Below are 25,172 nucleotides of genomic sequence, written 5' to 3'. Positions count from 1 at the left end.
GTCACGCGGCGTTGCCAGGTCCGCCGCGCCGGGACCGCCCCCGGTACGCCGCCGCGGCGGCGCGGTTGTTGCACAGCTCGCAGCAGTAGCGCTGCCGGCCGGCCCGGGTCCGGTCCAGATAGGGCGCGTCGCACCCCTCGGCCGCGCAGACGCCGAACCGTTCCGCCCCGCCGGTGGCGGCGGCCCGGGCGAGCGCACCGGTGACCAGGGCGGCGAACGGCCCGACCGGGCCGGGCCGGGGCAGCGGGGTGAGCCGCAGGGTGCCGTCGGGCCCGGGCTCGACCGCCGTGCCGGCGCTCACCTCGGCCAGCACCTCGTTGAGCGTGGCCACCCGGGCGGCCGGGTCGGGCGCGGCGAACACCCCGTGGAGCCGGTCGCGCAGCTCGCGCAGCCGGGGCAGGTCGGCCTCGCCGAGCGGCTCGGCGACCTCGGCGAGGCCGAGTTCCCGGGCGGCGGCCCGCAGCCGGGCCACCGAGAGCTGGTCGACCGGGTCCTGGAGCACCCAGTAGCTGTGCAGCAGCGCGACGGCCAGGCGCAGCGCCGGCTCCAGGGGTGGCACCGCGCTCATCCGCGCCTCTTCCCTCGTCCGGTTGCCGACACGCCCGCCGTCCCTCCGCACTTGACCGATCGCCGCCCGCCATCCTAGCGTCGTCAGTTATAAAACGCATTTAGAAACTTATGGAGGTGGCGCATGAGACGTCTTCCCGTCCTCGTGTCCGTGGCCGCGCTGCTGGTCGTCGGCGCGCTCGCCGGTGCCGGCGGCGCCCAGGCGGAGGCACCCGCCGAGCCGGCCCCGGCGGCCGCGGGCCACGCGGCGCCCACGGTGGTGCGCGACATCGAGATTCCGGTCGCCGGGCAGCCGGCCGTGCGGGCCTGGCTGGTCCGGCCGCAGCGCGCCGGCGGCGGGCTGGCCGGGGTGCTGGACCTGCACTGGTTCGAGCCCGGCCGGGCCAGCCAGGACCGCAGTGAGTTCCTGGCCGAGGCGACCGCCCTGGCCGGCCGGGGCGTGGTGTCCGTGCTGCCGCAGCTCACCTTCCCGTGGGCGGGCGACCCGGTCGGCGACGCCCGGGACCGCGCCGCCGTCACCGCCCAGCTCGACGCGGTGCACGCGGCGTACCGGCGGCTGCTCGCCGAGCCGGGTGTGGACCGGACCCGCACCGCGGTGGTCGGCCACGACTACGGCGCCATGTACGCCGTCGACCTGACCGCCCGCGAGCCGGGGCTGCGCACCGCCGTGCTGCTCGCCCCGGACGCCTCCTGGGCCAACTGGTTCGACCTCTACTGGCTCCAGCTGCCGGCGGGGGAGAAGGAGGCCTACCGGGCGGTCTTCACCGGCCTGGACCCGGTGGACCTGGTGGGGCGGCTCGGCGCCGGGGCGTACCTCCAGTTCGCCGGCGCGGACCGCTTCGTCGGCGCCGGGACCCGCGCCGCCTTCGCGGCCGCGGCGCCGCAGGCGAAGGTGTCGCTCTACCCCGACGAGGAACACGACCTGGGCGCCGCCCGCACCCGGGACGACCGGCTCGCCTGGCTGGCCGGCCGGCTGGGGCTGCGCGGATGACCCGAGGGCACCACGGGACCGGGCGGCGTCGGGAGGCGCCGTCCGGTCGCGGCCGGCGGGGGACCGGCTGGGCCGGTCCGGGCTGACGGCGCGACCGGGTGTCGGGCCGGCCCGACCGGGTACCCGGCGGCCATGCCGCCCATCGAACCGGTCCGCCGCTTCGCCTTCCGGTTCGACCCGGCGTTCCGGCTGCCGCTGGCCCTGCTCGGGGTGCGGCCGGAGACCGCCCGGGTCGAGCTGGGCCGGGACGAGCTGACCGTGCGGTTCGGCCCCTGGCGGCTGCGCACCGCGCGGGACAACGTCAGCGGGGTCGAGCTGGGCGGCCCGTACCGCTGGTGGCGGGCGGTCGGCCCGCACCTGTCCCTGGCCGACGGCGGGGTCACCTTCGGCACCGGCGTGGCCGCCGGGGTCTGCATCCGCCTCGCCATGCCCGTGCCGGCGCTCGTCCCCGGCCCGTGGCCGCGCCACCCGGCCGTCACGGTGACGGTGACCGACCCGGAGGCGCTGCGCGACGCCCTGGTGGCCCCGCCCTGACTTGCCCGGTTCCGCCGGGCCGCACCCCGCCCACCGCCTACCGTCGGTTCAGGGCCTGAAGGGGTGCACATGGCGGAGGCACGGGACGGGGCGCAGCCCCGGCGGGCGCGGGGGCGCCGCCACCACGGGCAGTCGACCCCGGCGGACCGGGCGCTGCGCGCCGCCCGCGACCCCGAACTCGGCGACCGTGTCCGGCGGGGACCCGCGACGCTTCCGGAGCGCGTGGAGAGCCCCGTCCGGCCGGGCCAGCCGACCAGCCGGCTCACCCGCTGGCTGTTCCAGCACCGGGTGCAGCCGGTCGGCCCGGAGACCCGGGAGCACCAGGCGCCGGCGCACCCCTGGTGGCAGGTCATGTGCCTGACCGGCGTGGACTACTTCTCCACCCTGTCCTACCTGCCCGGCATCGCGGCGGTGGCGGCCGGCGCGCTGAGCCCGCTCGCGACCCTGCTGATCGTCGCGCTGACCCTGTTCGGGATGCTGCCCATGTACCGGCGGGTGGCCCGGGAGAGCCCGCACGGGCAGGGCTCGGTGGCCATGCTGGAACGGCTGCTGCCGTTCTGGCGCGGCAAGGTCTTCGTGCTGGTGCTGCTCGGCTTCGTGGCCACCTCGTGGATCATCACGATCACGCTCTCCGCCGCGGACGCCACCGTGCACCTGCTGGAGAACCCGATCCTGCCCGAGTCGTTCCCGCACGGCGCCACGGCCGCCGTGCTGGTGACCGTGGTGCTGCTGCTCATCCTCGGCGGGGTGTTCCTCCTGGGGTTCAGCGAGGCGGTGCAGGTCGCCATCCCCCTCGTCGCGGTCTTCCTCGCGCTGAACGCGGTGATCGTGGTGGTCGGCCTGGCCGAGATCGCCGCCGACCCGGGGACGCTCAGCGGCTGGACCGACCGGCTGGCCCGGACGGGCGGCGCGGGCGACGTGCTGGCCACCAGCGTGCTCGCGTTCCCGCTGCTGGTGCTGGGCCTCTCCGGCTTCGAGACCGGGGTGAGCATGATGCCGCTGGTCAAGGGCGGCGGCGAGGACGCCGAGCACCGGCTGGCGGCGCGGATCCGCAACACGCGCAAGCTGCTCACCACCGCCGCGCTGATCATGTCGGTCTACCTCATCGCCACCACCTTCGTCACCACCGTGCTGATCCCGGAGCGCGACTTCGCCCCCGGTGGAGCGGCCAGCGGCCGCGCGCTGGCCTTCCTGGCCCACGAGCACCTCGGCGAGGCGTTCGGCACGATCTACGACATCAGCAGCATCCTCATCCTCTGGTTCGCCGGGGCCTCCGCGATGGCCGGCCTCATCAACATCGTGCCCCGCTACCTGCCCTCCTACGGCATGGCGCCCGAGTGGGGCCGGGCGGTCCGGCCGGTGGTGCTGGTCTACACCGCCATCAGCATCGCCATCACGGTCGCCTTCCGGGCCGACGTCAACGCCCAGGCCGGCGCGTACGCCACCGGCATCCTGGCCATGATGGTCTCCGGCGCGATCGCGGTGACCATCTCGGCGTACCGGTCCCGGCACCCGTTCGCCGGCATCGGCTTCACGGTGCTCACCCTGGTGCTGCTCTACGCGCTCGTCGAGAACGTCATCGAGAAGCCGGACGGCATCACCATCTCCGGCCTGTTCATCGCCGGCATCGTCGCCGTCTCGCTGATCTCCCGGGTGTCCCGCACCACGGAACTGCGCGCCGAGCGGATCGAGTTCGACGACGCGGCGCGGCGGTTCGTCGCCGACTCGATCGCCCACGACGGCCGGCTGCACCTCATCGCGAACAAGCGGCAGAGCGGCTCGCTGAAGGAGTACCGGCTCAAGGAACGCGCGCAGCGCGGCATGAACCCGGTGCCCGGCGCCGCCGACGTGCTCTTCCTGGAGATCGACATCAGCGACCCCTCGCGGTTCAGCGAGGTGCTGCGGGTGCACGGGGTCGAGGTCGGCGGGTACCGGATCCTGCGGGCCAACAGCCCCGCCGCGCCCAACGCCATCGCGGCCATCCTGCTGGCGCTGCGTGACGCCACCGGGGTCCGCCCGCACTGCCACTTCGAGTGGTCCGAGGGCAACCCCATCGCGCACCTGCTGCGCTACCTGATCCTCGGCCGCGGCGACACCCCGCCGGTGGTCCGGGAGATCATCCGCAAGTCCGAGCCGGACCCCGCCCGCCGGCCCGGCATCCACGTCGGTGGCTGAGCACCGCCGCGGGCCGCCGGCGTCCGTCCCGGTCCGACGACCTCAGGGGTACGCCCACCGCCACCCGCACCGGGCTGCGCCCGGCTACCGGCGCCCCGATCAGCCGAGTGCGCGTACCCGGTCGACGAATCCGCCCTGGCAGAAATCGAGGAAGCCGTCCGGGTCCGGGCCGGCGTTCTGCAGCACGATGTGGTCGAAGCCGGCCTCGACGTAGGCCTTCGCCTTCGCCAGGTGCGGCTCCGGGTCCGGCCCGACCGAGAACTGCTGCCGGATGTGCTGCTCCTCCACCCAGACCGTCGCCGCGTCGAAGTTCACCGGGTTGGGCAGCTCGCTCATCACCTTCCACCCGGTGACCGCCCACCGGCTGGTCTCCTTCGCCGCCCGGACCGCCTGCTCCTCGTCGGACGCCCAGGCCATCGGCACCTCCGCGTAGCGCGGCCCCTGCCCGCCGGCCTCCCGGTAGTGCGCCACGATCGACGACTTCGGCTCGGTGGCGAACAGACCGTCGCCCAGTTCGGCGGCCGTCGCGGCGGAGGACCGTCCGCTGGCCGCCACGGCGATCACCGGCGGTGTGTCCGGCAGGTCCCAGACCCGGGCGTCCTCCAGCTGGAGGTGCCGGCCCTCGTACGACTGGTAGCCGCCCTGCCAGAGCAGCCGGATGATCTCCAGGGCCTCGCGCAGCCGCTCGTGCCGGCCGCGGACGCTCGGGAAGCCCTGCCCGACCACGTGCTCGTTGAGCCGCTCGCCGGCGCCCACACCGAGGGTGAACCGGCCGTCGGAGATCAGCGCCAGGGTGGCCGCGGCCTGGGCGATGATCGCCGGGTGGTAGCGGACCGAGGGGCAGGTGACCCCGGTGGCCAGGCCGAGCGTGCTGGTCTTCGCGGCGATGGCGCCGAGCGCGCTCCAGGTGAAGCAGGAGTGGCCCTGCACCTCCAGCCAGGGGTGGTAGTGGTCGCTCATCTCGACGAAGTCGAAGCCGGCCTGCTCCGCGCGGACCGCCTGCCGGATGAGTTCCTGCGGGCCGAAGGCCTCCGAGGCCAGCTTGTAGCCGATCTGCATCGCCCTGGTCTCCCGTCCCCTGCGCGGCTGGACCGCTGCCCTTCCCACCGGTCGGCCGGGCAAACGCCCTCGGCGCGAGGAGCCCAGCCTCCTAGGACGCGCTAGAGGCGGTGACACCGTCTACGCCGGGCACGGAGAGGCCCGCGCCGCGGGGGAGCGGGGCGCGGGCCGGGGGTGGTGAGGGGTCGGGCCTACTTGGACGGCTGGGGGAGCTCGCAGTCCACCTTGGGGTTCGCGCCGATGTAGTTCAGCGGGCCGGCCACGATGGTGACCAGGATGGTGCCGGCCTCGGCGCAGTTGGTGTCGTCGTTGCCGTAGTAGCCACGCTGTCCGGCGGCGATCGCGCCGATGATGAGCCAGATGACGACGATGACGCCGAGTATCGAGGTGCCGCGCATGGGTTGCCTCCACTGGGGTTGTGGTGGATTCGAGGTGAAGGCCATGTACCCAGAGCGGGTGAACGGTCAAACGGAGCCGCCGGTGCGGCGCGGCCGATTCCGACCATCCGGAACCGGGCTCAGTGCGGCGGCGAAGGGTCCTCCGGCGGCCGTCCGCGGCTGCGCAGGTGGTCGGCGACGGCCACCCCGGCCAGCACCAGCATCGCTCCGAGCGCCGCGTAGACCGGGGCGAGGAACAGCAGACCGGGGGAGATGGTGAGCAGCGCCAGGACGCCGCCCGGACGGGAGCGGGACACCCGGCTGAACACCTCGTACTCGAAGGCGGCGCGACCGGCGAGGAACAGTGCCGGCCCGCCGAGGATGACCGCCAGCCAGGCCGGCGGCGTCCGCCCGGTCGGTTCGAGCAGCACCAGGTCGAAGCCGGACGCGCTGGTCACCACCCCGGCCACCATGAGCAGGTGGGTGTAGGGGGCGGAGTTCAGGAACTTGCTCGGCTGTTTCGACCTGGCGATGGCGTGCGGCAGCAGTTCCCCGGACTTGTGCACGTAGATCCGCCAGAGCAGCAGCGTGGTGGCGAACGCGATGGCGAAGGCCCCGATGTTCTCCGTCTCGGAGTGGTGCAGGCTGAAGACGGTGCCGGTGACCAGGATGGCGTCGCCCAGCGCGATGATGAAGAACTGCTGGTACCGCTCGGAGAGGTGCTCGGCGGTCACGTTGCGCTGGGCGTCCGGCACCACGCCGAGACCGGGCACCGGGTACGCGAGCCGGAACCCGAGGTAGTCGATGCCCAGGGCCACCGCCCAGAGGATCTCGCGGGCGTGGCCGCTCACCGTGGCGCCGACGAGCCAGGGGATCGCGGAGGTGGCGAACCAGACGAAGATGCGGGCCGCCCGGCGCTGGGTCTGCCGGTGGCGCCGGACCGTCGGCATGAGGAACAGTCCGCGTCCGAGATGGATCGCCACGTACGTCCCGGCGAAGACCAGCCCGCGGGCGCCGAAGGCCTCCGGGATGGCGGTGGTCATCAGCAGGGCGCCGAACATGACCGCGATGATCAGCAGCTTGATCTCGGAGCGTTGCGGGTCGTACAGGTCGGTGACCAGGGTGGTGATCGCCCAGGTCCACCACATGGCCATCAGCATGATCAGCGACTGGAGGGCCCGTTGCCAGTCGACCTCGGTGATCAGGCCGCGCGAGATGAGCGAGAGCGCGACCACGTACACCAGGTCGAAGAAGAGCTCCAGCAGGGTGACCCGGCGCGGTGCCTCGGGATCGCGCACCGGGGGCCGCCGCTCGGCGGGCTGCTCCGGCGTGGCGGTGGGCACGAGCTGCTCCTGCGGTGGCGGGATCGGCGCGGCGGGCCGTCCGGCCCTGCACCGACCGTAGCGACGCCCGCCGGGACCCGTGCCGGGTTTCCGGCATTCGCGCTCGTCCGAGGCGCGGTCGGCGGCCGTGCCCGACCGGATCGGCCGGAACCGGCCGGCTCGACGGTCGCCGGACACGGCGCGGGCCGGTGGTGACCGTCGGTCACCACCGGCCCGGTGCGTCGGGTCAGGCGTCCTCGCCGGTGCCGACCGGTAGCACCCGCTCGGCCTCGGCGCGGGCGCCGGCCAGCACCTTGGCCTGCTGCGACCAGGTCGCGAGACCCGGGGCGGCGCGCAGGCCGGCGGCCTTGACGGTCTCCCGCAGCGCTGCCTCGTCCAGCTCGCTGAGCTGCTGGTAGGTGCGGATTCCGGCGGCCTGGAGGGCGGCGGCCAGCTTCGGTCCGATGCCCTGGATCCGCCGGAAGTCGTCGGCGGCGTCCACCTGGGCCGGAGCGGCGTCCTCGACGGCGGCGCGCGGCGCGGGCACCGCCACCGGCGCGACCGGCTCCGCCTCGGCCACCGGCTCCTCGACCGCCGGCTCGGCAACCGGCTCGGCCGGCACGGCCACCGGTACCGGCTCGGTCGCGGCGGCCGGCTCCTCGGCCGCGGCCACCGGCTCCGGCGCGGTGCGGGCCGGCTCGGCCTCCTCGTCGGCGGTCACCGGATCGGTGACCGGCTGCGCCTCCTCGGCCGCCACCGTGCGGGCCGGCTCCTCGTCGGACGCGACCGGCTCGGCGACCGTCACCGGCTCGGTGGACGGCAGCGGCGTGGCATCGGCGGCCAGCGTGGCGGCGGCCGGGGCGGGCTCCTGCTCCACCGGGGCCGGCTGCTCGGTCACCGCGGCGGGCGGCGGCACCTCGTCGACCACGGCCTCCGGCCGCTCCCGGTCGACCGTGGCGGTCACCTCGGGCGCCGGGGCGGCGGCACCCTCCACCGTGGGCGTGCCGGCGCCGGCGGCGCTGCGACGGCCGCTCACCACCCACCCGATGCCCAGGCCCACCAGCAGGGCCAGGATCACGACCAGCCACTCCCCGAAGCTCGACGGCATGGCCAACCTCCTCCTATGTACGTGCACGACAATCGCGAGAAAACTCGGGGCAGCTTCGCACACGTACGCGCGGGGCGACAGGGAGGTCGGCGGCCGGACGCCGTCCTGGGACGGACGGTGCCGGCCGGTGGCCGCGGGATGACCGAGCGTGTGCCGCGGCGGGCGGCGAAGGGACGCCCCGGACCCTGGTGCCGTTCGAGGGTCCGGGGCGCCCCGCTCTTCGCGGGGAACGCTCAGCAGGGCCGGCGGGGCGCCGGCAGGTCGACCGCGTCCCAGCTGTAGAAGCAGCCGGCCACGGCGTCGCGGGGGGAGCGCCAGGTCGGCAGGTACGGCGACGTGTGCGCCGACAGCCGTTCGTTGACCTGCTGGTAGAGCGGGTTGCTGCGGACCTCGGCGGCCAGGTCCGGGTCGACGTCCACGGTCTCCATGAGGTGCACGCACAGGTCGTGCAGGTAGTACAGCGACCGGTGCCGGATCCCGGTGAGCCGTGGCAGTTCGGTGGCGTCGGACTCGGCGAAGATCTGGGCCACCCGGCCCTGCGCCCCCGGCACGATCCGGCTGACGACCAACAGTCGACTCATCGGGACCCCTCTCGCCGCTGGTGATGCGCCGACCCCGGCCCAGGGTGTCGGCCACCGTGGGGCACACCCTCGCGGGTCGGCTGTCACCTGGCCGTCACGATCCCGACGGTGCCATTGATGGCGGTGGTGACGCCGCGGTCAACGGGAGTGCGGCGTGGTGGGCGCGGCCGGGCCGCGCGCCCCGGAGCCGGTGGACCGGCCGGGGGCGTTGGTGCGGTCGGCGCGCCGCTGCGGCGCCTCCCTCCGCGTGGCCCGCCGGATCGGGGCGAGGGTCTCGTCGAGCAGCGCGGACATCGCAGGGGAGGGCTCCAGGCGCAGCTCGCGCAGCAGCAGGTCCCGGTAGACGTAGAAGGCGTGCACCGCTTCGAACGCGTTGCCCTCGGCGAGGTGGATGCGGACCACCAGGCGGTGCGGGGTCTCCCGTAGCGGCTCCGCGGCCATCGCCTCCAGCGCCGCCTCCAGGGCCTCGCCGTGCCGTCCGGCGGTGAGATGGTTGCCGGCGAGTTCCTCCAGCATGTGCAGCCGCAGCTGCCGCAGCCGTTCCCGTTCGAGCAGCACCCAGTCGTCGTACCAGCCGGGGAGGAGGTCGTGCCGGCCGGCGCCGGCGGCGCCGCGGGGGACCTCGCCGTCGCGTACCCGCGCGGCGGTCGCCACCAGTTCGTCGACGTCGAGGTGGACGGCGGGGTCGAGGCGGACGGTGTCGCCGTCGGTGCGCAGCGGGCAGCAGGGGTCCTGCCGGAGCCGCCACAGGGCGGTCCGCAGCGAGGAGAGCGCGCGGTCCTCCGGGGTCTCCGGCCAGAGCAGCCCGGCGAGGTGGCTGCGGGTGGCGGCCGGGCGCAGCCCGATGAGGGCGATGACCCGTTGCAGGCCCCGGGGAACCACCACGGGGACGTCGTCGTGCAGCAGCTGGAACCCGCCGAGCAGGCGCAGCGACACCCCTGGGGCGGGATCCTCCGCCGTCGGCATCTTCGATCCACCGGACACGGGCGCACCCCCAGCACCGGAACCCTCGTCCCGACCGTCCTCATTGCCCGGCTCGGCTGCCCGCGACGCCGGTGTCGGAACGGCTCCGCCGTGGCGGAGAAAGCCCGCTGTGGCCGGGCTGACCGGTACGGAGGATATCAACACTTGTTACTCTGAGTCAACGGAGCGTCGCTTTGCTGACCGTCCGTAATGGTCGGACGAACGGCCTGTGAACTGCGAAAAAGTGTCGCCATCTATGACGGGGAGTTGATCTTCCCATAGCTACCGCACAGTTTGCGTCAACGCAGCGTCACCGACTTCCCCTGCCGATGGTGTCCGGTTGACGCCGCGTTGACGGTGCCGGCGGCACCGTGTCGCCAGTCGTGCGGCGAATCCGGTCGCCACACACCGGGACGCCCAGGGGAGGCCGCGGATGGACCGTTCGCTCATCGTCGCCAAGGTGGTGCCGACCGCCGAGGATCGGGTCGCCGAGATCTTCGCCGCGTCCGACGCGACCGAGCTGCCGGGCCTGGTCGGCGTCCGGCACCGCTCCCTCTACCGGCTGCACGACCTCTACGTCCATCTCCTGGAGACGGAGGCGCCGGCCGAGGGGGCGGTGGAGGAGGCGCGCGGCCATCCCGAGTTCGTCCGGGTCAGCGAGCGGCTGCGCCCGTACATCTCGCCGTACCTGCCGACCTGGCGCTCGCCGCGTGACGCCATGGCCCACTGCTTCTACCGGTACGACGCTCCCGGGCGGCGGCCGTGACCACCACCGCCCCCCAGGACGAGCAGCTCTGGTCCCGCTGCGACGGCTGCGCCTCGCTGCTCTACCGCAAGCGGCTGCGCCGCAACCTCGACGTCTGCCCCGAGTGCGGTTCGCACGCCCGGCTCGACGCACCGGACCGGGTGGCGCAACTGGTCGACCCGGACTCGTTCACCCCGCTGCCGGACCGCGCCGTGCGCGTCGACCCGATCGGGTTCGTGGACGCGCTGCCCTACCCGCACCGGCTCGGCGCGGCACGCGCCGGCTCCGGCCTGGACGAGGCGGTGCTCTGCGGGACCGCCCGCATCGGCGGCCACCCCGTCGCCCTGGCGGTGATGGACTTCCGCTTCCTCGGCGGCAGCCTCGGCTGCGCGGTCGGCGAGCTGATCACCCGCACCGCCGAGCGCGCGCTGGCCGACGCCACGCCGCTGGTGCTGGTCACCGCCTCCGGCGGGGCGCGGATGCAGGAGGGCGCGCTGTCGCTCATGCAGATGGCCACGGTCAGCCAGGCCGTCGCCGGGCTGCGCGAGGCGGGGCTGCTCACCGTCAGCGTGGTCACCGACCCGACGTACGGCGGGGTGGCCGCCTCCTTCGCCACCAACACCGATGTGGTGCTCGCCGAGAGCGGCGCCCGGCTGGGCTTCGCCGGCCCGCGGGTGATCCGCCAGGTCACCGGCGCCACGCTGCCGGAGGGCTTCCAGACCGCCGAGTTCCTGCTCCGGCACGGTCAGATCGACCTCGTGGTGCCCCGGCACGCGCTGCGCGGCCGGTTGACGGCGCTGCTCGCCGCCGCCGAGGCCGGCCGCCGGGTGCCCGTACCCCGGCAGGAGCCGGCGCCGCGACCGGCCCCCGCGGCCGGCGCAGCCCCGGCCGTGACCGGTCCGGCGCGGGACGCCTGGGAGACGGTGCGCACGGCCCGGCACCCCGGCCGGCCCACCACGCTGGACTACCTGGAGACCGCCTTCGACGGTTTCGTGGAACTGCACGGCGACCGGCTCGGCGCGGACTGCCCGGCCGTCGTCGGCGGGCTGGCCCGGCTGGACGGCCGGCCGGTCATGGTGATCGGCCACCAGAAGGGACACACCACGGCGGAGCTCGTGGCGCGCAACTTCGGCATGGCCAGCCCGGCCGGGCACCGCAAGGCGCTGCGGCTCATGCGCCTCGCGGCCCGGCTCAGACTGCCGGTGGTGACCCTCGTGGACACGCCGGGGGCCGACCCGGGCGTGGACGCCGAGCAGCAGGGCCAGGCCGCCGCGATCGCCGAGAACATCCTCGCGCTGAGCGTGCTGCCCACGCCGGTCGTCGCGGTGGTCACGGGTGAGGGCGGCAGCGGCGGCGCGCTCGCCCTCGCGGTGGCCGACCGGGTGCTCATGCTGGAGCACGCCGTCTACTCGGTGATCAGCCCGGAGGGCTGCGCCGCGATCCTCTGGCCGGACAGCTCGGCCGCCCCGCAGGCCGCCCGGGCTCTGCGGCTCACCGCCGCCGACCTGTGCCGGCTCGGGGTGGTCGACGAGGTGGTGCCCGAGCCGGCGCCCGCCGCCCACGGCGACCCCGCCGGCGCGGCCGAGCTGCTGGGCCGGGCCGTCGCCGCGAACCTCGCCCCGCTGCTCGCCGTGCCGCCGGCCACCCTCGTCCGCCGCCGCAGGCAGCGGTTCCGCCGCTTCGGCGCGGCCCGCTCGGCCGCGGTGAGCCCGGCGGTGGAGGCCGCTGACCGCTCCCGAACGGAGGTCATGCCGTGAGCGCGGAGGACGGGCCCGAGGAGGTGCTGGACGGGCTGAGCCGGCACGCCCGGAAGCTGGTCGCCGAGCTGGCCGGCCCGGTGCGCCGGGTCCGGCTGCGCAGCGGCGAGACCGTGCTGGAGGTGGAGTGGCACCACCCGGCCCATCCGGCGCACCCGGCACCCGCGCCGCGTGCCGAGGCGGACCCGGTCACCGGGCCGCAGGTCGCGGCGGCGGCGCCGGTGACGGACCGGCCGGCGGTGCGGGCGCCCGTGGTGGGCACCTTCTACCGGTCGCCCGAGCCCGGCGCCGCGCCGTTCGTGGCGGTCGGCGACGTGGTCCGGCCCGGCCAGGTGGTCGGCATCGTCGAGGCCATGAAGCTCATGAACGAGGTGACCGCCGGCCAGGCCGGACGGGTGGCCGAGGTGCTCGTGGAGGACGGTAAGCCCGTCGAGTACGACCAGCCGCTCCTCGCCCTGGAACCGCTCACCGGACAGGACGCGTGATGTTCGAGAAGGTGCTGATCGCCAACCGGGGCGAGATCGCGCTGCGCGTGCTGCGGGCGTGCCGGGAGCTGGGCGTGCGGACGGTGGTGGTGCACTCCAGCGCCGACGCCGACTCGTTGCCGGTGCGGCTGGCCGACGAGACCGTCCGCATCGGACCGGCGTCCAGCCGGCAGAGCTACCTGAACGCGGCCGCCATCGTCGAGGCGGCACGGCAGACCGGCGCGCAGGCCGTGCACCCCGGCTACGGCTTCCTCTCCGAGGACGCCGACTTCGCCGAGATCTGCGCGCAGAACGGGCTCACCTTCGTCGGCCCGCCGCCGCAGGTGATGGCCGCCCTCGCCGACAAGTCCACGGCGCGGGCCCTGATGAGCCGGGCCGGCCTGCCGCTGCCGCCGGGCAGCGTGCGGACCCTGCCGACCGCCGCCGACGCGCTCGACGTGGCCGCCGAGGTCGGCTACCCGGTGATCGTCAAGGCGGCCGCCGGCGGGGGCGGGCGGGGGATGACGGTGGTCCGCTCGGCCGCCGAGCTGCCCCGGGCGTACGCCCGCACCCGCGCCGCCGCCCAGGTCGCCTTCGGCGACGACCGGGTCTACGTCGAGCGGTACCTGGCCGACGCCCGGCACGTCGAGGTGCAGGTGCTCTGCGACGGCCACGGCAACGGCATCCACCTGGGCACCCGGGACTGCTCGGTGCAGCGCCGCCACCAGAAACTCATCGAGGAGGCTCCCGCCCCGGCGCTGCGGCCGGCCACCCTGGACACCCTCGCGGAGATCGCGCTGCGCGGCGCCCTCTCGGTCGGCTTCACCGGCGCGGGCACCGTCGAGTTCCTGGTGGACGAGGCGGAGCGCTGCCACTTCCTGGAGATCAACTGCCGGATCCAGGTGGAGCACCCCGTGACCGAGCTGGTGACCGGCGTCGACCTGGTCCACGAGCAGCTGCACGTGGCCGCCGGCACGCCGCTGCGCTGGCGGCAGGAGGACGTCCGGCTGCGCGGGGTGGCGGTCGAGTGCCGGGTCAACGTGGAGGACCCGGACCGCGGTTTCGCCCCCGCCCCCGGGCGGCTGGACCGCTTCCGGCCGCCCGGCGGCCCGTTCACCCGGGTCGACACCCACGGCCACGTCGGCTACCTGGTCAGCCCGCACTACGACTCGCTGCTGGCGAAGGTGGCGGTCTGGGCGCCGGACCGTGACGGTGCGTTGGCGCGGCTCGACCGGGCACTCGGCGAGTTCGAGGTGGCCGGGCCGGGGGTGCGCACCACGATCCCGTTCGCCCGGCGGGTCCTGCACGACGCGGCCTTCCGCGCCGGGCGGCACACCACCGCCCTGGTCGATCGCCTGCTCAACCCGCCCGCCGCCGACGCCGTACCGGTCGCCGTCCCGCCGCCCAACGGCGCCGGGGCGGCCCCGGACCGCGCCGGACCGGCCGTGCCCGACATCCGCGCCGACGCCGACCCGGCCGGCCGTACCCCCGTCACCGCCGTGCCCGCCGCCGGCCCGAACGCCTGGAGGAACCCATGACCGTCGCCCCCGACCGCCCGCTCACCAACGAGATCACCGACATCCTGGTGACCCACTGCGGCCTGGACGCCGACGCGGCCGCCCGCACCCCGGCCGCCAGCCTGGAGGAGCTGGGCATGGACTCGCTGGCGCTGCTCGAACTCTCCGCGGTCGTGGCCGACCGGTGGCGGGTGAAGATCCCCGAGCAGGCCGGACAGCTGAGCATCGCCGGCGTCGCCGACCTGGTGGCCCGGAAGGCGGACCCGCCCGGGCACACCGAGAACGCCGTCGACATCGCCGCCCCGCTGCCGCTGGTGTGGGAGATCACCAACGACGTGGCCCGGTGGACCGAGCTGTTCACCGAGTACGCGGTGGCCGAGATCCTGCACTCCGACGGCGACACGGTCCGGTTCCGGCTCACCATGCACCCGGACGAGAACGGCACGTCGTGGAGCTGGGTCAGCGAACGCACCGCCGACCCGGCGACCCGCGAGGTGCGCGCCCGGCGGGTGGAGACCGGCCCGTTCGAGTACATGCGCATCTACTGGCGCTACGACGAGATCCCCGGCGGCACCCGGATGACGTGGGTGCAGGACTTCGCCATGAAGCCCACGGCGCCGGTCGACAACGCCGGCATGACCGAGCGGATCAACAACAACAGCAAGGTCCAGCTCGCCGTCATCAAGGACAAGATCGAGCGGGCGTACGCGGGAGGCGCACGATGACCGACACCACCACCGCCCGGGTCTCCGTCCACGACGTCACCGCCGACCGGCGGCGCGGCGGCGAGCTGCGGGTGCTGCTCGGCCCGAAGACCGTCGGCAGCACCTCCGGCTTCCTGGGGGTGGCCACCCTCGCGCCGGGGGAGCGGATCGCCGAGCACTACCACCCCTACAGCGAGGAGTTCCTCTACGTCGCCCGCGGCGCCATCACGGTCGACCTGGACGACCGGCCGGTGCCGCTCGCGGCCGGTGAGGCGCTGTTCGTGCCCAAGGACGTGCGGCACCGGCTGCGCAACACCGGCGACGAGCCGGCCGAGGTGGTCTTCCACCTCGGGCCGCTCGCGCCCCGCCCGGAGCTCGGCCACGTCGACACCGAGGGCGCCCCACCACCCCGGAAACCGTCGTGACCGGCCGGCGCACCGTGGTCACCGGCGTCGGCGTCGTCGCACCCGGCGGCGCCACCCGGGACCGGTTCTGGAAGACCATCACCGAGGGGCGCACCGCCACGCGGCGGATCAGCTTCTTCGACCCGTCGCCGTTCCGCTCGCAGATCGCCGCCGAGTGCGACTTCGACCCGGACGCCGCCGGCATCACCCTCGCCGAGCGGCAGCGCGCCGACCGGTACGTGCAGTTCGCCCTCGCCTGCTCCGCCGAGGCGCTCGCCGACAGCGGCCTGACCCTCTCCGACGCCGAGCGGGAACGGACCGGCGTGGTGCTCGGCACCGCGGTCGGCGGCACCATGGCGCTGGAGAAGGAGTACGTCCGGGTCAGCGACTCCGGCCGGCACTGGCTGGTCGACCACACCCTCGGCGGGCCGTACCTGTATCAGGCGCTGATCCCGAGCAGCCTGGCCGCCGACGTGGCGGCCCGGCACGGGCTGCACGGCCCCGCGCAGGTGGTCTCCACCGGCTGCACCTCCGGCATCGACGCCATCGGGTACGCCCACCAGCTCGTCGCCGACGGCGAGGCGGACATCGTGCTGGCCGGCGCCGCCGACTCGCCGATCTCCCCGGTCACCGTCGCCTCCTTCGACGCCATCGGCGCGACCAGCCCGGACAACGACGACCCGGAGCACGCCTCCCGGCCGTTCGACGCCGACCGGCACGGCTTCGTGCTGGCCGAGGGCGCGGCCGTGCTGGTGCTGGAGGAGGCCGAGCACGCCCGCCGCCGGGGCGCGCACGTCTACTGCGAGGTGGCCGGCTACGCCAGCCGCAGCAACGGCTTCCACATGACCGGTCTGCGCCCGGACGGGGCGGAGATGGCCGTGGCCATCAGCGACGCGCTGCGCCAGGCCCGGCTCGCCCCGTCGGCCGTGTCGTACGTGAGCGCGCACGGCTCGGGCACCCGGCAGAACGACCGGCACGAGACCGCCGCGTTCAAGCGGGCGCTGGGCGCGACGGCGTACCGGGTGCCGGTCAGCTCGATCAAATCGATGGTCGGGCACTCGCTCGGGGCCATCGGCTCCATCGAGATGGCCGCGTGCGCGCTGGCCATCGAGTACGGCGTGGTCCCGCCCACCGCCAACTGGGCCACCCGGGACCCGGAGTGCGACCTGGACTACGTGCCCAACGAGGCCCGGGAGCTGCCGGTGGACGTGGCGCTGTCGGTGGGCAGCGGCTTCGGTGGCTTCCAGTCCGCGATGATCTTCCGCCGTCTGGCGGTGCACCCGTGACCGCCCGGGCCGTGGTGACCGGGATCGGGGTGGTCGCACCGACCGGCGTCGGCGCCGGTGCGCATTGGAACGCCGTGCTCGCCGGCACCCGGCGCACCGGGCCGATCACCCTGTTCGACCCGGCCGGCTATCCGACACGGGTGGCCGGGGAGGTGCCGGACTTCGACCCGGCCGGGTTCGCCGACACCCGGCAGCGGGTGCAGACCGACCGGTGGACGCACCTCGGCTTCGCCGCCACCCGGCTGGCGCTGGACGACGCCGGCCTGCCCGAGGAGGCTCCCGACCCCTACCAGTGGGCGGTCACCCTGGCCAGCTCCTCCGGCGGGAACCTGTTCGGGCAGCGGGAGCTGCAACGGCTCTGGGGCGGGCCGACCCGGACCGTCGGGGCGTACCAGTCGATCGCCTGGTTCTACGCGGCCAGCGTGGGACAGCTGTCCATCCGGCACCAGCTCAAGGGTCCCTGCGGGGTGACCGTCTCCGAGTCGGCCGGCGGGCTGGACAGCCTCGCCCACGCGGTGCGGACCATCCGCCGCGGCACCCCGCTCGTGGTGGCCGGGGCGACCGAGTGCCCGCTCAGCCCGTACGCGCTGGCCTGCCAGCTCCGCTCGGGGCTGCTCAGCGACGTGGCGGACCCGGAGCGGGCGTACCGGCCGTTCGACGCGGGCGCCACCGGCTACGTGCCGGCCGAGGGCGGCGCCGTCTTCGTGGTGGAGGAGTTGGGCCACGCCTTGGCCCGGGGTGCCCGGATCTACGGGGAGATCACCGGCTGGGCCGCCACCCACGACGCGGCACCGACCGACGCCGAGGCCGGCCCGGACCCGACCCACTACGCCCGGGCGCTGCGCCTGGCCCTGGACCGGGCCGCGGTCCGCCCGCACGACGTGGACGTCATCTGGCCGGACGCGCTCGGCGTGCCGGCGTACGACCGGGCCGAGGCGGACGCCCTGCGCACGGTCTTCGGTGCGACGACCCCGCCGGTGACCACCCAGAAGCCGCTCACCGGCCGGGCCCACCAGGGCGGTTCGGCGCTGGACGCGGCCACCGCGCTGCTCGCCTTCCACCACGGCCTGCTGCCCGCCTCGGCCGGGCCGGAGGAGCCGGCACCCGGCTGCGAGCTGACCTTCCTGCGCCGGCCGCGCCCGCCGCGGAGCCGTATCGCCCTGGTCGGGGCGCGCGGCTTCGACGGCTTCAACAGTGCCCTGGTCCTGCGCGGTGCCGCCCCGCCGCCGGCCAACGGGAGCTGATCCCGCGGGGACTCCGCCGCGCCGCGCAGCAGGGGGCGGCCGGCGGGGTACCGAGCCGGCGTGGCACCGATCCTGCCTGTCCGATCGATCCTGAGCAATCCGCCCAGCCGCCCTTATCGATCTAGCCATTTGCATGTAGCAATGGATCCAGCGGCTGTCGTACTGTTCCGTCAGCACCCCGGAGAACGCACCTGATGGGCGGATTTCGCCCACTTCGAGGCTGGGCGGTGGGCGGTCGTGACAGCACATCCTATGGCGGAAGATCCTGTGTCGACAGACGCGAGTTGGGTGGACGACATTCTGTTCACCGGGCGTCCGACCGACATTTGTCTCCGCCTGCCCGAGCCGGTCGACAAGGCCACCCTGCGCCGCCTCGTCGGCGCGGCGCAGACCCGGCTGGCCGAGGCCGGCCTGCGCCCCGGCGGCGCCGCCGCGCTGCGGCTGCCCCCGTCGCTGGCGTACGTGGTGAACCTGCTGGCCACCTGGCGCACCGGCGCCCAGGCGATCCTGCTCGACCACCGGCTCACCGACCACGAGGTCGACAGGGCGCTGCGCCGGCTCGACCCGCAGGTGGTGGTCGCCCCGGTGCGGACCGGCGGCGGCGCCCTGCGGATCTTCGTGGACGTCACGGAGGGCGTCAGCGCCTACTCGGACCGCCCCGCCGGCAGCCCGCACGCGGTGATCCAGCTCAGCTCCGGCTCCACCGGGCCGTCCAAGGTGATCGGCCGCACCGCGGCGGACCTGGTCGGCGAGGTGCACCGCTACACGAGGATCGACGGAGTGGCGCTGCCCGGCGAGCGGATCGTCCTGCTGCCCTCGATGGTGCACGTGCTCGGCCTGGTCGGCGGCCTGCTCTACGGGCTGCACGCCGGCGTCGAGCTGTGCCCGCCGGAGCGGCTGAGCGGCGACGCGATCCTCGCCGCCGTGGCCGCCCAGGACAGCCCGGCCACCGTGCTCGGCGTGCCGTTCCACATCGGCCTGCTGGCCTCCACCGTGCCGCCCGGCCCGCTTCCGCAGCTCAGGCGGATGACCACCGGCGGCGAGCTGGTCCCGGCGGCCGTCGCCCGCGCCTTCACCGACCGCTACGGCGTCCCGCTGGGCAACATGTACGGGATGACCGAGGTCGGCGTCATCGGCACCGACCTGTACGGCGCGCACCGCCCCGCCATCGCCCCCGCCCCCGGCATCCGCGTCCGCGAGTCCGGCGGCGAGCTGTGGGTCAGCTGCCCGGCCAACCCGTACGTCGGGCTCGCCGACCCGACCCGCTGGGCCGACGGCTGGCTGCACACCCGCGACGCCGGCGCGGTCGACCCGGGCACCGGGCTGGTCACCGTCAAGGGCCGGCTCGACTCGCAGGTGTCGGTCGGCGGCATGAAGGTCGACCTCACCGAGGTGGAGGCCACCGTGGCCGAGCTGCCCGGGGTGACCGCAGCCGTGGTGGTCTGGGACGACGGCATCACCGCCTACGTGCAGACCGACGGCTCGCTCACCGAGGACACCCTGGACAAGCAGCTCGCCGAGCGCCTGGCCGGCTACAAGCGGCCCCGGACCCTGCACCTGCTCGCTCAGTTGCCCCGCACCACCACCGGCAAGCTGGTCCGCTCCACCACGGTGCTGCGGGACGCCGCGTCGTGACCGGCCCGCTGTTCGAGGGCGACCTCGACCGGCCCGGCCGCCCCGGCGACCGCGACGGCGAGCACCATTCCCGCCCCGCCGCCCGGATGGCCGACCCGCACGCCGGGACAGCCGGGCACCGGGCGCAGCAGCTCCCCGCCGCCGGGCAGCGGCATCCGGCGGCGCAGCCCGCCGTCGCGCAGCCCGGTGCCGAGCGCCTTGCCGACCGCCTCCTTGGCCGTCCACAGGCGCAGGAAGTCCAGCTCGCGGCCGGCCTCCGCCCGGGCGGCCAGCCACGCCGCCTCGTCCGGGTCGTACCAGCGCCGGGCCAGGGGCGTGGCGGGCAGCGGCCGGCGCCGCTCGACGTCCACCCCGACCGGTCCGCCCACCCGGGCGGCCACCACGACCACCCCGCCGGCGTGGCTGACGCTGACCGGCAGCGTCCGCCCGTCGGCCGCGTACACCTCCGGGCGCCCGCCGGGCGCCCGTCCCACCCCGATCTCCGCCTCGGGCCGGCCGAGCAACGCGCCACCCGCGCGCCTGAGCAGCCGCCGCGCCAGCTCCCGCTGGTCGCCGGCGGCACGGCCGGTCCACACGTACACGGTGTCCCGACCGGGCACCGCTAGCTGGTTCACGGAAAGAGGTTAACGCCATGCGAGACGAGGTCCGCGCCTTCGTCATCGAGCAGCTCGCCGACATGAACTACGACGTCGAGGACGTCGACGACGGCACCACCCTCGGCCCCTCCGGCGTCGACCTCGAGTCGCTGGCCCTGGCCGACCTCGCGGTCCGGGTCGAGGACCGGTACGGCCTGAAGTTCGCCGACGACGAGTCGGAGAAGCTGGCCCTCATGACGGTCGGCGAGTTCACCACGATGGTCGCCGACCGGGTGACCGCGAACAGCGACGACGCCTGATGACCGGTCAGCCCGACCTGGGGCGAGCTGACCTGGTGAGCATGCTCGCCGAACTGACCGCGAAACCCGTCGACCAGGTGCCCGACCGGATCGGCTCGATGGAGCTGGCCTGGCTCGTGCACCTCGTCGAGCAACGTTACGACCGCCGGCTGGAGCTGACCGACGACCAGCTCGCCGGCATCCGCACCGTCGACGACGCCCTCGCGGTGTTCCGGACCTCGCTGACCGTTCCCGCAGATGGCTGAGCGGGAGCACCTGAGGATCACCGGCGTCCACGCGCTCAGCGCCCTGGGTAGGGGCGCCGACGCGCTGCTCGCCGGGGTGCTCGCCGGCACCCCGGCGTTCACGCCGGTGCGCCGCTTCGACACCACCGGCCGCCGGGTCACCGTGGCGGCCACGCTGCCGGAGGTCGGCACCCTCGCCGACGAGCTGACCGACGCGGTCGACCGCGCGTGCCGGGCCGCCGGCCTGGACGGCGCGCACCGGGCCGGTGCGGCGCTGTTCCTGGCCACCCACGGCGGCCCGCACTCGCTGCCGGCGGGCGGCGGGGACGCCGGGCCGGAGGTGCCGGCGCTGGCCGGTCACCTGGCCCGCCGCTGCGGCCTGGGGGGACGCACCCGCGTCTACACCACCGCCTGCGTGTCGGCGAGCACCGCGGTCGCCGACGCCGCGACCCTGATCGGCCGGGGCGACCTGGAGCGGGTCGTGGTCGCGGCCGGCTACCTGGTCGAGCCGGACCAGTACGCCCTCTTCGACGCCGGCCGGGCGTTCGCCGCCGACGGGGCGGTCCGCCCGTTCAGCGCCGGCCGGCAGGGGCTGCTGCTCGGTGACGGCGTGGTGGCGGTGGTGCTGGAGTCGGCGCACGCCGCCACCGCACGCGGCGCCCCGACGGTGGCCACGGTGGCCGGCTGGGGGCGGGCCGGCGACGCGTACCACCCGTGCCAGCCGCACCCGCAGGGGCACGGCCTGGCCCGGGCGGTCGAGGCGGCGCTGCGCCGGGCCGGGCTGCCGGCGGGTGCGGTGGGCTACGTCAACGCCAACGCCACCGGCACCGGATACAGCGACGCCTCGGAGGCGGCGGCGCTGGGCCGGGTGTTCGGCGCGGCGGCCGGGCGGATCCCGGTCAGCTCCACGAAGGCGGTGCACGGGCACGCGCTGGAGGCGTCCGGCCTGCTGGAACTGGTGGTCACCGCGCTCGCGCTGGGGCACGGCAAGCTGCCGGTCAACGCCGGCTGGCTCGGCCCCGACGAGAGCTGCCCGCTGGACGTCGTCACCGACGCGCCGCGCCCGGCGACCACCGCCCACGCGCTGACCCTCAACGCCGCGTTCGGCGGCGCCAACACGGCCCTCCTGGTCGGTGCGCCGTGACCGCCGCGGTGCTGGCCGAGGCGCGCTGGCCGGAGGCGGGGGACGGGCCGCCGCCGGCGGTGCCGGGCTTCGTGCACTCGGGGTTCGCGCCGCTGGTGGTCGCGGTCGCCGACCGCTGCCTGCGGGCGCGCTACGGGGACGGGCCGCTGCCCGCCGGCAACCGGACGGCGGTGGTGCTGGTCAGCGCGAGCGGCGACCGGGCCAGCGCCGGGCACGTCCGGGCCACGGTGGCGGCCGGCGGCCGGGTCGGTCCGCTGTTCTTCTTCCAGTCGGTGCCGAACAGCGTGGCCGGGCACGTCGCGGCGCGCTGGGGACTGGACGGGCCGGTGGTGTGCCTGAGCCCGACGGGGGACCCGCGGGCCGAGGGCATGGCGGAGGCGGACCTGCTGCTGTACGACGGCGACGCCGCGCAGGCGTTGCTGGTCCTGATCGAACAGGCACCGGACGGTACGCCGGGCGAGGCGACCGCGGTGCTGCTGGGGGAGGGAACACGTCAATGAGGACGAAGGGACTGCGCGGCGCCCTCGCGGCCGACACCGAGCTGGGCGCGGGGAACGTGCTCGCCCGGGTGCTGGCCCACGGTGCCGACCCGGACGGTCCGGGACTCACCTTCGACACCGCGGTCGACGGCCACCCGGCCGACACTCCGCTGACCCTGGGCCGGCTCGACGAGCTGGTCGCCGCCCGGGCCGCCTGGCTGCACGAGCGCGGGGTCGGGCCACGGGACGCGGTCGCCGTCTGGGCCGGCGCCGCCGCCGACATGGTGCTGTCGTTCCTGGCGCTGGCCCGGCTCGGCGCGATCCCCGCGCTGATGAACGGCCGGCTGCGGCCGGAGATCGCCGCCGAGTACATCCGCCGGCTGCGTGCCACCGGGGTGCTCGCCGACGCCGCGCACGCCGCGGCCCTGCAGGGGCACGCCCTGGGGGCGCCCCTGCTCGGCGAGTCCGCCGAGGCGGGTGGCGGCGACCCGGCCGCGGCCCCGCCGCACTACCGGCACCACGACGACGACCCGATCGTCATCACCCACACCTCGGGCACCACCGGGGTGCCGAAGGCGGTGCTGCACTCGCACGCCAGCCTCTTCGCCGCCACCCGGCACCTGCTCGCCATGCCGCAGGCGCAGGGCACGAGCCGGATCCTCAACGCGCTGCCCGCCCCGCACACCGCGACCGTGCTCATGGTCAACCAGGCGCTGGGCAACCGCGCGGAGATGTACCTCCTCTCCGAGCAGGGCGGTGAGCGGGTGCTCGACGCCATCCAGCGCTGGCGGCCGGACGGCGTGTTCGGGTTCTCCGTCACCTGGGCCGAGCTGGCCCGCTTCGACCTGTCCGCGTACGACCTGGACTCGGTGCGGCTGTGGTTCAACACCGGCGACTGCTCGCACGAGCCGCACGTGCGCCGGCTCGTGAAGGTGGGCTCGCGGGACGTGATGACCCGCGACGGGGTGACCCGGGTGCCCGGCTCGGTGTTCATCGACGGGCTCGGCTCCAGCGAGATGGGGCACTCGATGTTCCACATCACCCACACCGTCGACACCGACCGGTACGGCCGCTGCGTCGGCCGCCCGTACCGGTTCACCAAGGTGGCCGTGCTCGACGAGGCGGGCAACGAGCTGCCGCCCGGGCAGGTCGGCTGGCTGGGCATCGACTCGCCGTCGCTGTTCCGCGGCTACTGGAACGACTCGGTCACCACCTACCGGTCCCGGCTGCGCGGCTGGTACCTCACCGGCGACCTGGTCCACGCCGACGCCGACGGCCGCTACTACCACCTGGACCGGGCGGTGGACTCGGTCGAGGCGGGCGACGGGACGCGGTTCTTCACGGCGCTGTCCGAGGAGCGGATCCTCGCCGCCTGCGCCGACGTCACCGACTGCACCGTGGTGATCGTCTCCGAGGGCGGCGCGGTGGTGACCGACGTGCTGCTGGAACTGGCCGCCGGGGTGGACCCGGCCGAGGACCGCAGCGCGCGGATCCGCGCCGCGATCGGGCCGGACCTGGCCGCCACCCTGCGCCGGGTCGTGCCGGTGCGCGCCGACGACATCCCGGTCACCGTGACCGGCAAGGTCCGCAAGGTGGCGCTGCGCGAGCGCTACCTCGCCGAGACCCCGTCATGAGCGCCGTCGTCACCGGCATGGGGTTGTTCACCCCGGCCGGCCGGGGCGTCGAGGAGACCTTCACGGCGCTCACCACCGGGCGGTCCGGGCTGCGCCGGCCGCCCGAGGGGCACCCGGCCCGGGACAGCCTCGAGGTGGCCGGGATCCTGCCGGAGATCGACCCGCGCAGCGTCGCCTCCGGCCCGGAGACCAAGGTGCTCGACCGGGTCGTGCTGCTCGCCCTGCTCACCGCCGCCGAGGCGCTCGCCGACGCCGGCATCGAGGTGGGGCGGGACGTCGACCCGGAGCGGATCGGCGTGATCGTCGGCGGGGTCGGCGGGATGTCCACGCTGGAGAGCCAGGTCCTGGCCCGCGCCGCGCGGGGCCGGGCGGCGGTCAGCCCGTACCTGCTCACCGGGATCCTGCCGAACATGCCGTCGGCCCGGATCGCCATCGCCCACGGCATCCGGGGCTACAGCTCCGCGGTGGGCACCGCCTGCGCCTCGGGCGCCCAGGCGGTGGCCGACGGGGTACGCCTCATCCGGGCCGGCGAGGCCGACGTGGTGGTCTGCGGGGCGAGCGAGGCGCCGCTCTTCCCGACCTTCGCCGACACGTTCGGCAACGCCCGGGCGCTGGCCCGGGGCTGGGACGAGCCCACCGAGGCCAGCCGCCCGTTCGACAAGCGGCGCAACGGGTTCGTGCTCGCCGAGGGGGCGGCGCTGCTGGTGCTGGAACGCGCCGAGCACGCCGCCGCCCGGGGGGTCGCCGGCTACGCCGAGGTCGCCGGCTACGGGGTGAACACCGACGCCCACCACCCGACCGCGCCCCGGCCGGACGGCGCCGGGGCGGCGGCCTGCATGCGCCGGGCGCTGGCCGGCGGGGGCGTGACGCCGGCCGACGTCGGCTACGTCAACGCGCACGGCACCGGCACCAAGCTCGGCGACATCGCCGAGACCACCGCGCTCGCCGCGGTGTTCGGTGCCGGCGGGGTGCCGGTCAGCTCCACCAAGGCGCTCACCGGGCACCTGCTCGGCGCCTCCGGCGTGCTGGAGGCGGCGGCCACCGCCCTCGCCCTCGGGCGGGGGCTGCTCCCGCCCACCTACCACCTCGACGACCCGGACCCGGACTGCGAGGCGGACCACGTCCGCGCCGCACCCCGGGTCACTCGGGCGGACCACGCGCTGACCAACTCGTTCGGGTTCGGCGGCCAGAACGTCAGCCTGCTGCTGCGCCGGGTGTCGGCCGACCGCTCCGGGTCGCGGCGCGGCGACAGACGCGCCGGGCCGGAGTGGTCGGCACCGGCCCGGCGGGCCGCCGAGACGAACTGATCGGAACACCCCGGGCGGACGCCCGGGTCGCAGTCACGGGGGGGAACAGGGGGAAA

Annotated in this window: 26 protein-coding genes; 18 read left to right on the top strand and 8 right to left on the bottom strand. The window is 75.4% G+C overall.

The features are described 5' to 3' along the window. Nucleotide 1 precedes the first annotated feature (1 nt). The gene (locus tag GA0070214_RS03380; RefSeq protein WP_091258854.1) at nucleotides 2–568 is read right to left on the bottom strand and encodes a CGNR zinc finger domain-containing protein; all 567 of its coding nucleotides are present in this window, start codon (nucleotides 566–568) and stop codon (nucleotides 2–4) included. A gap of 123 nt (nucleotides 569–691) precedes the next feature. Between GA0070214_RS03380 and GA0070214_RS03375 the strand changes: the two genes are divergently transcribed. The 3 genes from GA0070214_RS03375 to GA0070214_RS03365 all read left to right on the top strand — a co-directional run bounded on the left by GA0070214_RS03375 (nucleotide 692) and on the right by GA0070214_RS03365 (nucleotide 4,267). Then, nucleotides 692–1,558, top strand: a complete 867-nt coding sequence (locus GA0070214_RS03375) for an alpha/beta hydrolase family protein (RefSeq protein WP_139141739.1) — start codon at nucleotides 692–694, stop codon at nucleotides 1,556–1,558. 132 nt (nucleotides 1,559–1,690) lie between these two features. Next, nucleotides 1,691–2,092: a hypothetical protein gene (locus GA0070214_RS03370; RefSeq protein ID WP_091258849.1), complete on the top strand. Its 402-nt coding sequence runs from the start codon at nucleotides 1,691–1,693 to the stop codon at nucleotides 2,090–2,092. A gap of 69 nt (nucleotides 2,093–2,161) precedes the next feature. Continuing rightward, nucleotides 2,162–4,267: an APC family permease gene (locus GA0070214_RS03365; protein ID WP_167364181.1), complete on the top strand. Its 2,106-nt coding sequence runs from the start codon at nucleotides 2,162–2,164 to the stop codon at nucleotides 4,265–4,267. Between the two features lie 99 nt (nucleotides 4,268–4,366). Here GA0070214_RS03365 and GA0070214_RS03360 read toward each other — a convergent pair whose 3' ends face one another. The 6 genes from GA0070214_RS03360 to GA0070214_RS03335 form a co-directional block, all read right to left on the bottom strand. Continuing rightward, a complete protein-coding gene (locus tag GA0070214_RS03360; RefSeq protein ID WP_091258847.1) occupies nucleotides 4,367–5,326 on the bottom strand; it encodes a TIGR03557 family F420-dependent LLM class oxidoreductase in 960 nt (319 codons plus the stop codon). Nucleotides 5,327–5,517: 191 nt separating this feature from the next. Next, a complete protein-coding gene (locus tag GA0070214_RS03355; RefSeq protein ID WP_091258845.1) occupies nucleotides 5,518–5,724 on the bottom strand; it encodes a hypothetical protein in 207 nt (68 codons plus the stop codon). Between the two features lie 119 nt (nucleotides 5,725–5,843). Beyond that, on the bottom strand, nucleotides 5,844–7,046 hold the full coding sequence (locus GA0070214_RS03350) for a low temperature requirement protein A (protein ID WP_091258843.1): 1,203 nt from the start codon (nucleotides 7,044–7,046) through the stop codon (nucleotides 5,844–5,846). A gap of 226 nt (nucleotides 7,047–7,272) precedes the next feature. Continuing rightward, the gene (locus GA0070214_RS03345) at nucleotides 7,273–8,133 is read right to left on the bottom strand and encodes a hypothetical protein (protein ID WP_091258842.1); all 861 of its coding nucleotides are present in this window, start codon (nucleotides 8,131–8,133) and stop codon (nucleotides 7,273–7,275) included. Between the two features lie 233 nt (nucleotides 8,134–8,366). Continuing rightward, nucleotides 8,367–8,714 (bottom strand): TcmI family type II polyketide cyclase, encoded by a 348-nt coding sequence (locus tag GA0070214_RS03340; RefSeq protein WP_091258840.1) that lies wholly within the window; start codon nucleotides 8,712–8,714, stop codon nucleotides 8,367–8,369. A gap of 138 nt (nucleotides 8,715–8,852) precedes the next feature. Continuing rightward, complete coding sequence (locus GA0070214_RS03335; RefSeq protein ID WP_377463465.1) at nucleotides 8,853–9,680, bottom strand: AfsR/SARP family transcriptional regulator; 828 nt, start codon at nucleotides 9,678–9,680, stop codon at nucleotides 8,853–8,855. Between the two features lie 430 nt (nucleotides 9,681–10,110). Here GA0070214_RS03335 and GA0070214_RS03330 point away from each other — a divergent pair, with 430 nt between their 5' ends. The 9 genes from GA0070214_RS03330 (at nucleotide 10,111) to GA0070214_RS03290 (ending at nucleotide 19,433) form a co-directional block, all read left to right on the top strand. Next, the gene (locus tag GA0070214_RS03330; RefSeq protein WP_091258837.1) at nucleotides 10,111–10,443 is read left to right on the top strand and encodes a TcmI family type II polyketide cyclase; all 333 of its coding nucleotides are present in this window, start codon (nucleotides 10,111–10,113) and stop codon (nucleotides 10,441–10,443) included. After that, nucleotides 10,440–12,179, top strand: coding sequence for an acetyl-CoA carboxylase carboxyltransferase subunit alpha (locus tag GA0070214_RS03325; protein ID WP_091258835.1), 1,740 nt, complete (start codon nucleotides 10,440–10,442; stop codon nucleotides 12,177–12,179). The genes GA0070214_RS03330 and GA0070214_RS03325 overlap by 4 nt, the downstream gene beginning before the upstream one ends. Continuing rightward, entirely contained in the window at nucleotides 12,176–12,664 is a 489-nt protein-coding gene (accB, locus tag GA0070214_RS03320) for an acetyl-CoA carboxylase biotin carboxyl carrier protein (protein WP_091258834.1), read from the top strand. The genes GA0070214_RS03325 and accB overlap by 4 nt, the downstream gene beginning before the upstream one ends. Further along, complete coding sequence (locus GA0070214_RS03315) at nucleotides 12,664–14,181, top strand: acetyl-CoA carboxylase biotin carboxylase subunit (RefSeq protein WP_091258832.1); 1,518 nt, start codon at nucleotides 12,664–12,666, stop codon at nucleotides 14,179–14,181. The genes accB and GA0070214_RS03315 overlap by 1 nt, the downstream gene beginning before the upstream one ends. Continuing rightward, on the top strand, nucleotides 14,178–14,885 hold the full coding sequence (locus tag GA0070214_RS03310; protein WP_091258830.1) for an SRPBCC family protein: 708 nt from the start codon (nucleotides 14,178–14,180) through the stop codon (nucleotides 14,883–14,885). The genes GA0070214_RS03315 and GA0070214_RS03310 overlap by 4 nt, the downstream gene beginning before the upstream one ends. Then, complete coding sequence (locus tag GA0070214_RS03305) at nucleotides 14,882–15,289, top strand: cupin domain-containing protein (protein WP_091258828.1); 408 nt, start codon at nucleotides 14,882–14,884, stop codon at nucleotides 15,287–15,289. The genes GA0070214_RS03310 and GA0070214_RS03305 overlap by 4 nt, the downstream gene beginning before the upstream one ends. Further along, nucleotides 15,286–16,554, top strand: a complete 1,269-nt coding sequence (locus GA0070214_RS03300; RefSeq protein ID WP_091258826.1) for a beta-ketoacyl-[acyl-carrier-protein] synthase family protein — start codon at nucleotides 15,286–15,288, stop codon at nucleotides 16,552–16,554. The genes GA0070214_RS03305 and GA0070214_RS03300 overlap by 4 nt, the downstream gene beginning before the upstream one ends. Then, the gene (locus tag GA0070214_RS03295; RefSeq protein ID WP_091258824.1) at nucleotides 16,551–17,798 is read left to right on the top strand and encodes a beta-ketoacyl synthase N-terminal-like domain-containing protein; all 1,248 of its coding nucleotides are present in this window, start codon (nucleotides 16,551–16,553) and stop codon (nucleotides 17,796–17,798) included. Before GA0070214_RS03300 ends, GA0070214_RS03295 begins: the two co-directional genes overlap by 4 nt. Nucleotides 17,799–18,050: 252 nt before the next feature. Beyond that, nucleotides 18,051–19,433: a class I adenylate-forming enzyme family protein gene (locus GA0070214_RS03290; RefSeq protein ID WP_091258821.1), complete on the top strand. Its 1,383-nt coding sequence runs from the start codon at nucleotides 18,051–18,053 to the stop codon at nucleotides 19,431–19,433. Here the strand turns inward: GA0070214_RS03290 and GA0070214_RS03285 are convergent. Then, complete coding sequence (locus GA0070214_RS03285) at nucleotides 19,364–20,047, bottom strand: 4'-phosphopantetheinyl transferase family protein (protein WP_091258819.1); 684 nt, start codon at nucleotides 20,045–20,047, stop codon at nucleotides 19,364–19,366. The two genes, GA0070214_RS03290 and GA0070214_RS03285, sit on opposite strands and share 70 nt — an antisense overlap. A 17-nt stretch (nucleotides 20,048–20,064) precedes the next feature. On the opposite strand from GA0070214_RS03285, the gene GA0070214_RS03280 reads away from it, so the two are divergent. Genes GA0070214_RS03280 through GA0070214_RS03255 form a run of 6 tightly spaced genes read left to right on the top strand, consistent with a single transcriptional unit; the run spans nucleotide 20,065 to nucleotide 25,116 of the window. Next, nucleotides 20,065–20,328: an acyl carrier protein gene (locus GA0070214_RS03280; protein ID WP_091258817.1), complete on the top strand. Its 264-nt coding sequence runs from the start codon at nucleotides 20,065–20,067 to the stop codon at nucleotides 20,326–20,328. Next, the gene (locus GA0070214_RS03275) at nucleotides 20,328–20,573 is read left to right on the top strand and encodes a hypothetical protein (protein WP_091258815.1); all 246 of its coding nucleotides are present in this window, start codon (nucleotides 20,328–20,330) and stop codon (nucleotides 20,571–20,573) included. The genes GA0070214_RS03280 and GA0070214_RS03275 overlap by 1 nt, the downstream gene beginning before the upstream one ends. Continuing rightward, nucleotides 20,566–21,696 carry a beta-ketoacyl-[acyl-carrier-protein] synthase family protein gene (locus GA0070214_RS03270; RefSeq protein WP_091258813.1) on the top strand — a complete coding sequence of 377 codons (1,131 nt, stop codon included), beginning with the start codon at nucleotides 20,566–20,568 and terminating at the stop codon, nucleotides 21,694–21,696. The genes GA0070214_RS03275 and GA0070214_RS03270 overlap by 8 nt, the downstream gene beginning before the upstream one ends. Continuing rightward, nucleotides 21,693–22,196: a beta-ketoacyl synthase chain length factor gene (locus GA0070214_RS03265; protein ID WP_091258811.1), complete on the top strand. Its 504-nt coding sequence runs from the start codon at nucleotides 21,693–21,695 to the stop codon at nucleotides 22,194–22,196. Before GA0070214_RS03270 ends, GA0070214_RS03265 begins: the two co-directional genes overlap by 4 nt. Beyond that, the gene (locus GA0070214_RS03260; protein WP_091258809.1) at nucleotides 22,193–23,809 is read left to right on the top strand and encodes a class I adenylate-forming enzyme family protein; all 1,617 of its coding nucleotides are present in this window, start codon (nucleotides 22,193–22,195) and stop codon (nucleotides 23,807–23,809) included. Before GA0070214_RS03265 ends, GA0070214_RS03260 begins: the two co-directional genes overlap by 4 nt. Beyond that, a complete protein-coding gene (locus tag GA0070214_RS03255; protein WP_244167522.1) occupies nucleotides 23,806–25,116 on the top strand; it encodes a beta-ketoacyl-[acyl-carrier-protein] synthase family protein in 1,311 nt (436 codons plus the stop codon). The genes GA0070214_RS03260 and GA0070214_RS03255 overlap by 4 nt, the downstream gene beginning before the upstream one ends. Nucleotides 25,117–25,172: the final 56 nt, after the last annotated feature.

It is taken from the genome of Micromonospora chaiyaphumensis, assembly GCF_900091435.1.
GTDB lineage: Bacteria > Actinomycetota > Actinomycetes > Mycobacteriales > Micromonosporaceae > Micromonospora > Micromonospora chaiyaphumensis.
Note: the sequence above shows the minus strand (reverse complement) of the source record. Positions and strands in the feature narration are given on the sequence as shown.

What these genes read in the sequence shown, in the direction of transcription:
- GA0070214_RS03315 (WP_091258832.1), top strand. Translation starts at nt 12,664, where the DNA reads ATGTTCGAGAAGGTGCTGATCGCCAACCGGGGCGAGATCGCGCTGCGC.
- GA0070214_RS03305 (WP_091258828.1), top strand. Translation starts at nt 14,882, where the DNA reads ATGACCGACACCACCACCGCCCGGGTCTCCGTCCACGACGTCACCGCC.
- GA0070214_RS03280 (WP_091258817.1), top strand. Translation starts at nt 20,065, where the DNA reads ATGCGAGACGAGGTCCGCGCCTTCGTCATCGAGCAGCTCGCCGACATG.
- GA0070214_RS03375 (WP_139141739.1), top strand. Translation starts at nt 692, where the DNA reads ATGAGACGTCTTCCCGTCCTCGTGTCCGTGGCCGCGCTGCTGGTCGTC.
- GA0070214_RS03255 (WP_244167522.1), top strand. Translation starts at nt 23,806, where the DNA reads ATGAGCGCCGTCGTCACCGGCATGGGGTTGTTCACCCCGGCCGGCCGG.
- GA0070214_RS03355 (WP_091258845.1), bottom strand. Translation starts at nt 5,724, where the DNA reads ATGCGCGGCACCTCGATACTCGGCGTCATCGTCGTCATCTGGCTCATC.
- GA0070214_RS03260 (WP_091258809.1), top strand. Translation starts at nt 22,193, where the DNA reads ATGAGGACGAAGGGACTGCGCGGCGCCCTCGCGGCCGACACCGAGCTG.
- GA0070214_RS03370 (WP_091258849.1), top strand. Translation starts at nt 1,691, where the DNA reads ATGCCGCCCATCGAACCGGTCCGCCGCTTCGCCTTCCGGTTCGACCCG.
- GA0070214_RS03340 (WP_091258840.1), bottom strand. Translation starts at nt 8,714, where the DNA reads ATGAGTCGACTGTTGGTCGTCAGCCGGATCGTGCCGGGGGCGCAGGGC.
- GA0070214_RS03335 (WP_377463465.1), bottom strand. Translation starts at nt 9,680, where the DNA reads ATGCCGACGGCGGAGGATCCCGCCCCAGGGGTGTCGCTGCGCCTGCTC.
- GA0070214_RS03290 (WP_091258821.1), top strand. Translation starts at nt 18,051, where the DNA reads ATGGCGGAAGATCCTGTGTCGACAGACGCGAGTTGGGTGGACGACATT.
- GA0070214_RS03360 (WP_091258847.1), bottom strand. Translation starts at nt 5,326, where the DNA reads ATGCAGATCGGCTACAAGCTGGCCTCGGAGGCCTTCGGCCCGCAGGAA.
- GA0070214_RS03275 (WP_091258815.1), top strand. Translation starts at nt 20,328, where the DNA reads ATGACCGGTCAGCCCGACCTGGGGCGAGCTGACCTGGTGAGCATGCTC.
- GA0070214_RS03270 (WP_091258813.1), top strand. Translation starts at nt 20,566, where the DNA reads ATGGCTGAGCGGGAGCACCTGAGGATCACCGGCGTCCACGCGCTCAGC.
- GA0070214_RS03310 (WP_091258830.1), top strand. Translation starts at nt 14,178, where the DNA reads ATGACCGTCGCCCCCGACCGCCCGCTCACCAACGAGATCACCGACATC.
- GA0070214_RS03380 (WP_091258854.1), bottom strand. Translation starts at nt 568, where the DNA reads ATGAGCGCGGTGCCACCCCTGGAGCCGGCGCTGCGCCTGGCCGTCGCG.
- GA0070214_RS03330 (WP_091258837.1), top strand. Translation starts at nt 10,111, where the DNA reads ATGGACCGTTCGCTCATCGTCGCCAAGGTGGTGCCGACCGCCGAGGAT.
- GA0070214_RS03365 (WP_167364181.1), top strand. Translation starts at nt 2,162, where the DNA reads ATGGCGGAGGCACGGGACGGGGCGCAGCCCCGGCGGGCGCGGGGGCGC.
- GA0070214_RS03345 (WP_091258842.1), bottom strand. Translation starts at nt 8,133, where the DNA reads ATGCCGTCGAGCTTCGGGGAGTGGCTGGTCGTGATCCTGGCCCTGCTG.